The 10270-nt window shown below is 72.2% G+C and carries 15 protein-coding genes; 12 read left to right on the forward strand and 3 right to left on the reverse strand.

Annotated elements, in window-relative coordinates; genetic code table 11:
* The first annotated feature begins 55 nt into the window (after window positions 1-55).
* Window positions 56-541: a carboxymuconolactone decarboxylase family protein gene (locus GA0070213_RS12975; RefSeq protein WP_091062317.1), complete on the forward strand. Its 486-nt coding sequence runs from the start codon at window positions 56-58 to the stop codon at window positions 539-541.
* 56 nt (window positions 542-597) lie between these two features.
* Here the strand turns inward: GA0070213_RS12975 and GA0070213_RS12980 are convergent, their stop codons facing one another.
* The gene (locus GA0070213_RS12980; protein WP_091062319.1) at window positions 598-1689 is read right to left on the reverse strand and encodes an epoxide hydrolase family protein; all 1092 of its coding nucleotides are present in this window, start codon (window positions 1687-1689) and stop codon (window positions 598-600) included.
* A 92-nt stretch (window positions 1690-1781) separates the two neighbouring features.
* On the opposite strand from GA0070213_RS12980, the gene GA0070213_RS12985 reads away from it, so the two are divergent.
* The 7 genes from GA0070213_RS12985 to GA0070213_RS31510 all read left to right on the forward strand — a co-directional run bounded on the left by GA0070213_RS12985 (window position 1782) and on the right by GA0070213_RS31510 (window position 5309).
* Window positions 1782-2243, forward strand: coding sequence for a MarR family winged helix-turn-helix transcriptional regulator (locus GA0070213_RS12985; protein WP_091062322.1), 462 nt, complete (start codon window positions 1782-1784; stop codon window positions 2241-2243).
* 94 nt (window positions 2244-2337) lie between these two features.
* The gene (locus tag GA0070213_RS12990; protein WP_091062323.1) at window positions 2338-2772 is read left to right on the forward strand and encodes a YbaB/EbfC family nucleoid-associated protein; all 435 of its coding nucleotides are present in this window, start codon (window positions 2338-2340) and stop codon (window positions 2770-2772) included.
* A 5-nt stretch (window positions 2773-2777) separates the two neighbouring features.
* Complete coding sequence (locus GA0070213_RS12995) at window positions 2778-3107, forward strand: type VII secretion target (protein WP_091062450.1); 330 nt, start codon at window positions 2778-2780, stop codon at window positions 3105-3107.
* Window positions 3104-3805: a WXG100 family type VII secretion target gene (locus GA0070213_RS13000; RefSeq protein WP_091062325.1), complete on the forward strand. Its 702-nt coding sequence runs from the start codon at window positions 3104-3106 to the stop codon at window positions 3803-3805. The genes GA0070213_RS12995 and GA0070213_RS13000 overlap by 4 nt, the downstream gene beginning before the upstream one ends.
* Before the next feature lie 7 nt (window positions 3806-3812).
* The gene (locus GA0070213_RS13005; RefSeq protein WP_091062327.1) at window positions 3813-4580 is read left to right on the forward strand and encodes an EndoU domain-containing protein; all 768 of its coding nucleotides are present in this window, start codon (window positions 3813-3815) and stop codon (window positions 4578-4580) included.
* Between the two features lie 5 nt (window positions 4581-4585).
* Window positions 4586-5179 (forward strand): hypothetical protein, encoded by a 594-nt coding sequence (locus tag GA0070213_RS13010; RefSeq protein ID WP_091062329.1) that lies wholly within the window; start codon window positions 4586-4588, stop codon window positions 5177-5179.
* A gap of 4 nt (window positions 5180-5183) precedes the next feature.
* Complete coding sequence (locus tag GA0070213_RS31510) at window positions 5184-5309, forward strand: pentapeptide repeat-containing protein (RefSeq protein ID WP_175441315.1); 126 nt, start codon at window positions 5184-5186, stop codon at window positions 5307-5309.
* A 13-nt stretch (window positions 5310-5322) separates the two neighbouring features.
* Here GA0070213_RS31510 and GA0070213_RS13015 read toward each other — a convergent pair whose 3' ends face one another.
* Window positions 5323-5964, reverse strand: coding sequence for a TetR/AcrR family transcriptional regulator (locus GA0070213_RS13015; RefSeq protein WP_091062331.1), 642 nt, complete (start codon window positions 5962-5964; stop codon window positions 5323-5325).
* A 75-nt stretch (window positions 5965-6039) separates the two neighbouring features.
* On the opposite strand from GA0070213_RS13015, the gene GA0070213_RS13020 reads away from it, so the two are divergent.
* A complete protein-coding gene (locus tag GA0070213_RS13020) occupies window positions 6040-6621 on the forward strand; it encodes an NADPH-dependent FMN reductase (RefSeq protein WP_091062334.1) in 582 nt (193 codons plus the stop codon).
* Entirely contained in the window at window positions 6618-8066 is a 1449-nt protein-coding gene (locus GA0070213_RS13025) for a DHA2 family efflux MFS transporter permease subunit (RefSeq protein WP_091062336.1), read from the forward strand. Before GA0070213_RS13020 ends, GA0070213_RS13025 begins: the two co-directional genes overlap by 4 nt.
* On the opposite strand, the gene GA0070213_RS13030 is transcribed toward GA0070213_RS13025, so the two are convergent.
* Window positions 8048-8965 (reverse strand): NADP-dependent oxidoreductase, encoded by a 918-nt coding sequence (locus GA0070213_RS13030; protein ID WP_091062338.1) that lies wholly within the window; start codon window positions 8963-8965, stop codon window positions 8048-8050. The genes GA0070213_RS13025 and GA0070213_RS13030 overlap by 19 nt on opposite strands.
* Before the next feature lie 117 nt (window positions 8966-9082).
* On the opposite strand from GA0070213_RS13030, the gene GA0070213_RS13035 reads away from it, so the two are divergent.
* A complete protein-coding gene (locus GA0070213_RS13035; protein ID WP_091062340.1) occupies window positions 9083-9505 on the forward strand; it encodes a winged helix-turn-helix transcriptional regulator in 423 nt (140 codons plus the stop codon).
* 246 nt (window positions 9506-9751) lie between these two features.
* Window positions 9752-10270 (forward strand): endo-1,4-beta-xylanase (locus GA0070213_RS13040; protein WP_175441316.1); only part of this gene is annotated, 519 nt, incomplete at its 3' end.

Raw genomic sequence — 10270 nt, forward strand, 5'->3', positions numbered from 1 at the left:
GGCCGCCGGCATCTCGTGTTCGTCCGAACGCCACGCCACCGGAGAGGGCGGAATCATGGAGACCCGACTCAACCTGTTCGAGAACGAGATCTCGGCGAAGTTCTTCAAGCGGTTCGCGAACGCGGGTCTGGTGATCCAGCAGTCGTCGCTGCCGCACTCCACCCAGGAGCTGGTGTCGTTGCGGGCCAGCCAGATCAACGGCTGCGGCTGGTGCATCGACATGCACACCAAGGAGGCGACGGCGGCCGGGGAGACCGCGGTCCGGCTGCACCTGGTCGCCGCCTGGCGGGAGGCGAGCGTCTTCACCGAGGCGGAGCGCGCCGCGCTGGCGTTCGCCGAGGAGGGCACCCGGCTGGCCGACGCCCACCAGGGGGTGTCCGACGAGACGTGGGCGCAGGTGCGCAAGCACTACGACGACGACCAGCTCGCCGCGCTGGTCTGCCTGGTCGGGCTGATCAACGCGGCGAACCGGGTCGCGGTGATCGTGCACCAGCAGGGCGGCTCGTACGAGGCGGGGATGTTCGCCGCCGCTCTGGGCTGATCCGACGGGGAGTGGCCCGGTCCGGGAGAGCGGGCCGGGCCGTCACCGGTCGCCGGTCACCGCAGGGCCTCGAAGAACGCCCGTACGTCGGCGGCGAACAGGTCGGGTGCCTCCAGGGCGGCGAAGTGGCCGCCTCGGTCGAACTCGCTCCAGTGCCGGATCCGGTACGTGCGCTCGGCGAACGCACGGATCGGCCGGGTGATGTCGTGGGCGAAGACGGCGACGCCGACCGGCGGCCGGCAGGGCGGCGGCGGTCCGCCGGTCGCGCTCTCCTTGACGAGCCGCGCCGAGGACGCGGCGGTGCGGGTGAGCCAGTAGACCGAGACGTCGGTGAGGATCCGGTCGACGGCGATGGTGGACGCCGGGTCGGCCCATTCGGTGAATTTCTCGGCGATCCAGGCGAGTTGGCCGGCGGGCGAGTCGTTCAGCGCGTAGGAGACGGTCTGCGGACGGGCGGCGTAGAGGATCTGGTGCGGGTGCCGCTGCGCCATGAGCTGCTTGATCCGCGCCAGCCGGGCCCGGTCGGGCGCGGACAGGTCGGCCTCGCCGGTCCAGCCGGGCGGCGGTGGGGTGGGCAGGTAGTTGAGGTGCACGCCGACGACGTGCTCGCTGTCGATCCCGCCCAGCCGGGTGGAGATCACCGAGCCCCAGTCGCCGCCCTGGGCGCCGTAGCGCCGGTAGCCGAGCCGGCGCATCAGCTCGGCCCAGGCTCGGGCCACCCGGTCGACGTTCCAGCCGCGTTCCCGGGTCGGGCCGGAGAAGCCGAATCCCGGTATCGACGGGACGACCAGGTGGAACCGCTCGGACAGCGGTTCGAGCACGTCGAGGAACTCGACGACCGAGCCGGGCCAGCCGTGGGTGAGGATCAGCGGCAGCGCGTCCGGGTCGGCGGAGCGGACGTGCAGGAAGTGGACGTTCTGCCCGTCGATCTCGGTGGTGAACTGCGGGTAGGTGTTGAGTTCCGCCTCGTGCGCGCGCCAGTCGTACCCGGTGCGCCAGTGTTCGGCCAGCTCGCGTACCCGGTCCAGGGGGATGCCGTGGTCCCACCCGACGTCGGGCAGTTCGTCGGGCCAGCGGGTGCGGGCCAGGCGGTCGGTGAGGTCGTCGAGGTCGGCCTGGGGGACCGCCACCCGGAACGGCTTGATCATGGTGCGCGCCTTTCGTTGGTTCCCCTAACGTTCGCCGCACCAACGTAACGCCTGTTCGTTGGTCGTACCAATAAATTTGTTAGGCTTGCCACGTGGACACTCCGGACCCGGACGCCGTGCCGGCCCGCCTGGCGGCCCTACCGAGCTGGCTGATCACCCAGACCGCCCTGCGCGCCGGCCGGCTGGTGAGCGACGGCCTCGCCGCGGTCGACGCCCGCGGCTACCACTTCCGGCTGCTGGCCACGCTCGACGAGTTCGGACCCGCCAGTCAGGCGACGCTCGGCCGGCGCAGCGGCATCCACGTCAGCGACGTGGTCGCGGCGCTCAACGAACTCGCCGAGCGGGACCTCGTCGAGCGCGCCCCGGACCCGGCCGACCGGCGGCGCAACGTCGTCACCGTCACGCCGGCCGGGCGCCGACAACTCCGACGGCTGGAGAAGCAACTCGCCGCCGTGCAGGACGAGCTGCTCGCGCCGCTGTCGCCGGCGGAACGGGACCAGCTCACCGGCCTGCTGGCCCGGGTGCTCACCCACCACACCCGACGGTCCGGCTGACTGTCGGACACCGTACGGACCGTGGTCACCCGCGTGGATACGGTGTTAGCCTCCTCCCGCCAGGCGTGATCATGGGGACGGTATCGGGGGAGACATGGGGGCCGGCTTCGCGACCTCGGGTGGCCTGCTGGATCCGGACGGCGCCGTCGAGCGGTTGGCGGCCTGGAAGGGCCGGATCGACCAGCTCGCCGCCGACACCAGGGCGATGAGCGACCGGCTCCAGGAGCTGCGGGTCACCGCCACCGACGGCAACGGCCTCTGCGAGGTGACGGTCGACTCCACCGGGGCGTTGTGCGACCTGCGGTTGGGCCCTCGTAGCCAGCGGGTCGCGCCCGACGTGGTGGCCCGGACCGTCATGGACACGATCCGCGAGGCGAAGCGACAGCTCGCCGACCGGTCACAGGAGATCATCGCTGACACGGTGGGCACCGACTCGGCCGCCGGCCGGGCGATCGCCGAGCGGGTCGGGCAGCGGCTGCGCGACCCGGACGCCACCGAGGGCGGCGACGACCAGCCCCGGCGGTGGTGAGCGGGATGGCCGACGGCTTCGCGGTCGACGCGGACCAGATCCGCGCGCACGCCCGCAACGTGGACGCGGTGCGGGCCCGCTTCGACGCGGTGAAGACCGCCAGCGCGCACATCGCCCGGGACGACTCCGCGTACGGGCTGCTGTGCAGTTGGCTGCCCGCGATCCTGGAGGGCCGGCACACGCGGCAGGACGAGTTGATCGCGTACGTCGAGGAGAACCTGTCGTTGGTCGCCGCCGGGCTGCGGACCACCGCCGACAACTACGACGGCGCCGACGCGGACGCGGACGCCGTGGTCCGCAAGGCGGGTGGCGGGCTGACCGGGGCGACGCCGTGACCGACACCTCGCTGGTCGCCGGCGTCGTGTCGACCCGCAAGCCGTGGACCGGCGCGGCCCTGGCCGACAGCTGCCAGGGGCTGGTCGACGCCATCCACAGCCAGGGCTGGGTCGACGACCTGATCGCCGGTGCGGCGTTCGGCGTCGAGGTCGCCGCGACCGTGATGGACCCGCTCAGCGCCTTGCTGGCCAACGGGTTGGGCTGGGCGATGGAATACTTCGAGCCGCTGCGCCAGGTGCTCGACGAGCTCACCGGCATGCCGGACGTGGTCGCCTCGCACGCCGCCACCTGGGACAACATGGCCGCTGCCCTGCAGAGCATGGCCACCGACCTGAAGTCCTTCGTGGACGGCGACACCCCACACTGGCAGGGGCGTGCCGCCGACGCCTACCACAACCTGATGGAACACAACGTCGAGGCGATCAACGGGCTCGGCGGGGTGTCCGCCGCGATGGCCGCCGCCACCCAGGCCGCCGGCAACCTGGTGATGTTCACCCGCGACATCGTCCGGGACCTCATCGCCGACCTGGTGGCGCGCGTGATCGTGTGGGCCGTCGAGGCCATCTTCGTGGTCACCATCCCGGTGATCGCGTCGCAGATCGCCGCCGCGGTCGTCAAGTGGGCCGGCCGCATCCTGACCTACGTCATGGCACTGATCAGCAGCCTGACCAACCTCTCCGCACTCCTGGACGGCTAGCCCCACCATGGCCAGACCTCACACTCCCGGCGGCGGGAGCCCGTCCCACCCGCACGGCGACGGCGACGGCGGCCACGGCCCGTCCGGGCGGCCGCACGGCGCGAACGTGCCGAGGAACGCCAGCGCCGAGCAGAACGCCGTCGCGTCCCAGGCGCAGCAGGGCCGCCCCGGCGGTGGCCCCGCCCCCGGCGCACCCAGGCGGCCCAACCGGCCCGACCGGTCCACCGCGCCGAACACGCCGCCCGGCGCGGGCGACATCCGCCACACCGACGCGTCGCGGCAGCACATCCTCGACGGCGACGGCGGCAAACAGGGCGGTCACCGCGCGGGCACCGGTCTGTCCAAGAAGACCGAGTTCCCGAAGGACTGGGACGACGCGAAGGTTCTCGACGCCGCCCACCAGGTGACCCAGCAGGGGCCGCCGGCGAACGGGCCGTACCCGGCCAAGGACGCCGACGGGAACCCGACCTGGGCGTACGACTACACCGGCCGGGTCGACGGCGTCGAGGTCAAGACGATCGTGCTGGCCAACGGCGAGATCCGTACCGCCTTCCCGAACAACCCGGCCGACGCGGGCGTCATCACCAACCCGGCGGCGCCGAACCCGGCGCCCAGGGGCACGCCCGTCGGCGTCGCGCCGCACTACGCGCACCCGGACGTCGGCGGCGACGGCAGCTGGACGTGGGAGGGCCCGAAGGGCAATAAGATCGTACGGGTGGTCGAGGACGCCCAGGGCAATGTGACAACGACAGAGATCGGTGACTACAAGAAGTGAGCGCCATGGACGCGACGATCTACGCGGCGATCACCGAGATGTGCGCCCGGCTCGCCGGTCGACTTCCCGACGACGCCCTCGGCGCCCTCCGCGACCAGTACGCCGCCGGTGAGTGGGCCATCGGCGACGACACGCTCCTGCTGAGCCTGGCCTTCCAACACGTCGGCATCACCGCCGAGGAGCAGGCACTGATCCGCTCCTTCCTCAGCGACCCGGACAATCCCGATCTGCTCGACGTGCCGGTCGTCGACGAGGTGCCGGCACCGGCGTACCGCTTCACGTCGGCCGGTCCGGCGGGCGCCGCCGACCCGTCCGCGGCGGACCGGCTGCTGGCCGGCGAGGCCCCCCGGCACGGCGGCCGCCGCCTGCACCGGGCGTGGCGGAGCCCGCTCGGCTCCGCGCCCGACGGCCCGACCTGGGTGTACGTGCTGCGGGTGGTCGAGGGCGCGGACGAGTTGAAGGCGCGCTCGGGCCTGACCGCCCGGCTGTGGACCACGCTGCGGGAGAAGTGGCCGGTGGAGGTGGTTGCCGAAGGCAGCACACCGGCGCCCTACCAGGCCGCCGCGCTGGCCGCGGCGCAGCCGGTCTGGTCCGCCTGACCGGATGTCCCGCCGCGCCGACCTGACCGGCGCCTACCTGACCGGCGCCTACCTGTTCGGCGCCGACCTGGAGGCGTGGTTCGCGGAGCGGGGCGCGGAGCACATCCAGGTGCTTCGGCCGGCGGGCTGACGGTCGACGAGCATCACGTCGCGGGCTGGTAGCCGTACCGGAAGGTGTGCACCGCGTCGTCCACCATCGCGGCGATCTCGTCGGCGGTCAGGGTGCGCTCGGTCGACGCGTTCGTGCTCTCGAACGTGGTCAGGGCGGTGAAGTGCAACGCCGTGCGGTCCGGGTCGGCGGCGCGTAGGTCGCCCCGGTCGACGAGCGCCTGGAGACGCCGAACGACCTCGGCCTGAACGCGCATCGGTCCGGCCTGCTGCCAGGCGTCGAGCAGGGCGCGCGGGAAGTGGCGCCCCTCGGCGTCGATCTGTCGGACGAGCGTGAAGTGCTCCGGGAAGTCGAGTCGGTGAGCCACCAGCGCGCGGCCGATGACGCTCAACTGCTCCGTCACCCCGTCGGCCCGGGCCCACCCCTCCGTCACGTACTCACAGAAGGCGTCGGCGACCCGGGTGGCGCTCTGCTCCAGGACGAACGAGAACAACTCCTCCTTGCTGCCGAAGTGCTTGTAGAGGGTGCGGGTGGACACCTCCGCCTCTCGCGCGATCGTGTCCATCGTCGTGCGGGCGTAGCCGTCACGGCCGAAGACCACGCGGGCGGCGCTTACGACGGCGTCGCGCTTGGCGGGCCGGCCGCGACCGGGGTTCGGGTGTGAGGTCTCCGACATGGGTCTCCCTCTGGGGCTGCGCTCGGCCAAATTCTGCTGTATACGTTTTACTTTACATTACGAGGAGGAAATCCGATGCACCAGACACTCCGACTCGCCGTCATCCTCGGCAGCGTGCGACCGGGCCGCAAGGCCGAGGCTGTCGGGCGGTGGGTCCACCGGCACGCCAGCCGGCGGGAGGGCATCACGGTGGAACTCGTCGACCTCGTCGAGCACCGGCTGCCAGTGCTCGACGAACCACTGCCCGCCGCCTACGGCCGCTACGAACGACCGCACACCATGGCCTGGTCGGAGACCATCGCGTCCTACGACGGCTACATCGTGGTGACGCCGGAATACAACCGCTCCATCCCGGGCCCGCTGAAGAACGCGATCGACTACCTCTACCAGGAGTGGCACGACAAGGCGGCCGGCTTCGTCAGCTACGGAATCGACGCCGCCGGCACCCGGGCGGTCGAACACCTGCGGGTGGTGATGGGCGAACTCCGGGTCGCCGACGTACGGGCGCAGGTGGCCATGTCCCTGGCCACCGACTTCGACGGCGAGACCTTCACACCCGCACCACGCCGCGACGACGAACTGGACGTCCTGCTGGATCAGCTCATCGCCTGGAGCGGAGCGCTGCGAACCGTCCGCCGCGGGCGGGAGGTCCGATGACCACCCGCCTTCATGCCGCCTCCGCAACCGAGGCGATCCCGTGGCGGGTATGGCGACTCGCCCTGGTGATCGCATTCGGCGCGTTCATCAGCCAGCTCGACACGTCGATCGTCAGCGTCGGGCTCGACACCATCGCCGGCGACCTTGACGCCGGCCTCGGCGACGCCCAGTGGGTCGCCAACGCCTATCTGATCGCGCTCGGCGTGTCGCTTCCGGCCAGCGGATGGCTCGGACGCCGCTTCGGCGTCGGCCGGATGTGGATGGTCGCGCTCGGCGGGTTCACCGTGGCGTCCGCGCTGTGTGCGTTCGCCGTCGGCATCTGGTGGCTGGTGGCGGCGCGGGTGCTCCAGGGACTCAGTGCCGGCGTCCTGGTCCCCGCCGGGCAGACGGTGCTCGGCCAGGCGGTCGGCCCGCAACGCCTCGGCCGGGTCATGGCCACACTCGGCATCGCCGTCACCCTCGGTCCCGCGCTCGGTCCGGCGCTCGGCGGTCTGATCGTGCACGCCGGCTCCTGGCCGTGGCTGTTCCTGGTGAACGTGCCGCTCGGTGGGCTCGGAATCTGGCTCGCCCGGCGGTACGTGCCGCACGATCGCCCCGTCGACCGCCCCGGTCGGCTGGACTGGCCGGGCCTGCTGCTGGTCGGCGCCGGCGTCCCACTGCTGATCTACGGACTCACCAGATCGGGCGAGGCGGGCGGCGTCACCGCGCCCGGCGTGCTCCTGCCCGCGCTTGCGGGGCTTCTGTCGATCGCCGGCTTCGTCTGGCACGCCCGGCGTGCGGCCCACCCGATTCTTGACCTGCGGCTGTTCGCCCGGCCGGCGTACGCGGCGGCCACCGTGACCGCCGCCTTCGCCGGCGCCGTCATGTACTCCGCGACGCTACTGTTCCCGCTCTACTTCCAGCTCGGCCACGGCACCGGCGTGCTCGAAACCGGCCTCGCGCTGATCCCGCTCGGGCTCGGCACTGCGCTGCTGCTGCCGGTGAGTGGCCGGCTCGTGGACCGCTACGGCGGCGGGGTGGTGAGCTGCTACGGCATTCTCGCCGCCGTCGCCACCACCGTGCCATTCGCGCTGGCCGGCACCGACCTGGCGGAGACGCTGGTGCTCGTCCTGCTGCTCCTGCGCGGCATGGCCCTCGCGGTCGCCGTCGTGCCGGCCGGAATCTCCGCCTACAAAGCGGTCGACCCGGAGCAACTTCCGGACGCCACCACGCAGGTCAACATCCTGCAACGGGTGGGCGGGGCGCTCGGCGGAGCCGTGTTCACCGTCATGCTCGCCCATGCGCTGCCGCGCGGAGCGGACGCGGCGTTCCGGACCACGTTCGCCTGGCTGACCGTCGTCTCGATGCTCGGTCTCGTCGGTGCGGCCTGGCTCGCTCTCGCCGAACGCCGACTCGGCGTCGAGCAGGTGCGGCACCGGGCCAACGGTCAGGGGCGCAGCACGTAGCGACCGCGCACCCCGCCCGCTGCCATCGCCCGGTGGGCGTCCGCCGCGCGGTCCAGCGGCAGCACGGCGCGTACCCGGATCGGCAGCTCGTCGGATGCGGCGCGGGCGAGCAGGTCGGCCAGTCGGGGGCCGTCGGGGTGCGTGTCCACGGCCGCGACGGTGACGCCGCGGTCCGGGGCCGGCCGGGCGTTCGGCCGGACCCCGACGTACGTCCCGCCGGCGCGGACCAGCGCGAACGCCTGATCCTGGAGGTTGGCGGCGTCGGCCACCGCGTCCCAGCCCGGCTCGGCCGCCGTGGTGAAGTCCGCCCCGAGACTCCGCACGAACTCCGCGTCCGCCGGGCGGGCCAGGCCGGTCACCCGCCAGCCCCGGTCGGGCGCCAGCGCGAGGAGGTACGCCCCGACCGCGCCGGCCGCGCCGGTCACCAGCAGCCGGTCGGCGCCGGCCGGCGCGTCACCGAGCAGGTCGACGACCTGCGCGGCGGCCAGCCCGTTGAGCGGCACGGTGGCCGCCGCGACCAGGTCCGACCCGTCGGGTACGACGGCGAGGCCGTCCGCCGGCACGACGAGCTGCTCGGCCCAGGTGCCGAAGTCGCGGTCGAACCCGACCACCACACCGGCGACCCGGGTGCCGGCGGTCAGGTCGACGCCGGGACCGGCGGCCTCGACGGTGCCGGCGAAGTCCCAGCCCAGGCCGGTGTGACGGGGCTGGTGGATCAGCCCCAGGCGGTGGAAGAAGCCGTCGGCGACGGCAAGGTCGACGGGGTTGACCGCCGCGCCGGCGACCCGCACCCGGACCTCGCCCGGTCCGGGCTCACGCAGCGGGACGTCGATGATCTCGATGGTGCCGGGGCCGCCGGCGGCTCGGACGACGGCGGCCCGGAAGGTGCGCGTACCCATTGGTGGTTCTCCTTGTCTCGACCGGTCTCTCGCTCCACGATGGAGTGGTAGCTCTCCAGCGGGAAGGACGCACTTCGGAGTGCGTAGGGCACCCCGCGGTACCGAAGGAGTGGGCCGATGGCCACCCGGACGGCGATCGAGAAGCGGGCCCGGGCGCGGGCGGAGTACGGCGCGTTCCTGGCCGCCTGCCCGAGCCGGCAACTGCTGGACCGGATCTCCGACAAGTGGGTGGCGCTGGTCCTGGCCGCCCTGGGGCGCGACGGCCCGGACGGCGACGCCGGCCCGCAGGTGATGCGCTACTCGGAGCTGTCCCGGCGGCTCGCCGGCGTCAGTCAGAAGATGCTCACCCAGACGCTGCGTGCCCTGGAACGCGACGGCCTGGTGGTTCGCACCGTGACGCCGACCGTGCCGGTGACCGTGACGTACGAGCTGACCGACCTCGGGCTGTCGCTGCACACCCTGACTCGTGGCATCAAGGACTGGGCCGAGGCGCACATGGACGAGGTGTACGCGAACCGCGAGCGGTACGACGCCCACTGAAAGTTCCGACGCACTATCGGAAACGCCTCGGGCCTGATCGCGCCCGCATTCGCCGTGCCCGGCGAGGTCATCGACATTGACCAATGACGGTTCATCGAAGTATCTTGCCCTGGAGTTACCGGTACGTTTCCGAAAGTTTCAGGGCCGGTGACCGGAACGTGTACCGCCCGGTGGCGCCTCCGCGCCAGGTACGCGCACCGTGTCGACAACCCTGCGCATCACCCGTCCGATATGCAGAGGAGTGTCATGGAACGTCCACTGAGGCGGCACCGCTACCGCATGCTGGCGGCCGCCGCCGCCGGATCGCTGGCGCTGGCCGCCACCGCGCTGCTGGTGCCCGGCTCGGCCCATGCGGCCACCACCCTGGGCGCCGCGGCGGCGCAGTCCGGCCGCTACTTCGGCACCGCCATCGCGGCGAGCCGGCTGAACGACTCCACCTACAGCACGATCGCGGCGCGTGAGTTCAACATGATCACGGCCGAGAACGAGATGAAGCCGGACGCGACGGAGCCGAACCAGAACCAGTTCAACTTCTCCTCCGGCGACCAGATCTACAACTGGGCCACCCAGCGCGGCCTGAAGGTCCGGGGACACACCCTGGCCTGGCACGCCCAGCAGCCCGGCTGGATGCAGAACATGCAGGGCAGCACGCTGCGCAACGCGATGATCAACCACATCAACGGGGTGATGGCCCACTACAAGGGCAAGCTCGCCGCGTGGGACGTGGTCAACGAGGCGTTCAACGAGGACGGCAGCCGCCGTAAC

The organism is Micromonospora humi (assembly GCF_900090105.1).
Lineage (GTDB): Bacteria > Actinomycetota > Actinomycetes > Mycobacteriales > Micromonosporaceae > Micromonospora > Micromonospora humi.

Bases quoted from the DNA above. Each gene is read 5' to 3' on its own strand.
- GA0070213_RS12995 (WP_091062450.1), top strand. From the start codon at position 2,778: ATGGCCGACGGCTTCGCGGTCGACGCGGACCAGATCCGCGCGCACGCC.
- GA0070213_RS12980 (WP_091062319.1), bottom strand. From the start codon at position 1,689: ATGATCAAGCCGTTCCGGGTGGCGGTCCCCCAGGCCGACCTCGACGAC.
- GA0070213_RS13005 (WP_091062327.1), top strand. From the start codon at position 3,813: ATGGCCAGACCTCACACTCCCGGCGGCGGGAGCCCGTCCCACCCGCAC.
- GA0070213_RS13035 (WP_091062340.1), top strand. From the start codon at position 9,083: ATGGCCACCCGGACGGCGATCGAGAAGCGGGCCCGGGCGCGGGCGGAG.
- GA0070213_RS13030 (WP_091062338.1), bottom strand. From the start codon at position 8,965: ATGGGTACGCGCACCTTCCGGGCCGCCGTCGTCCGAGCCGCCGGCGGC.
- GA0070213_RS13010 (WP_091062329.1), top strand. From the start codon at position 4,586: ATGGACGCGACGATCTACGCGGCGATCACCGAGATGTGCGCCCGGCTC.
- GA0070213_RS31510 (WP_175441315.1), top strand. From the start codon at position 5,184: ATGTCCCGCCGCGCCGACCTGACCGGCGCCTACCTGACCGGCGCCTAC.
- GA0070213_RS13020 (WP_091062334.1), top strand. From the start codon at position 6,040: ATGCACCAGACACTCCGACTCGCCGTCATCCTCGGCAGCGTGCGACCG.
- GA0070213_RS12975 (WP_091062317.1), top strand. From the start codon at position 56: ATGGAGACCCGACTCAACCTGTTCGAGAACGAGATCTCGGCGAAGTTC.
- GA0070213_RS13015 (WP_091062331.1), bottom strand. From the start codon at position 5,964: ATGTCGGAGACCTCACACCCGAACCCCGGTCGCGGCCGGCCCGCCAAG.
- GA0070213_RS13025 (WP_091062336.1), top strand. From the start codon at position 6,618: ATGACCACCCGCCTTCATGCCGCCTCCGCAACCGAGGCGATCCCGTGG.
- GA0070213_RS12990 (WP_091062323.1), top strand. From the start codon at position 2,338: ATGGGGGCCGGCTTCGCGACCTCGGGTGGCCTGCTGGATCCGGACGGC.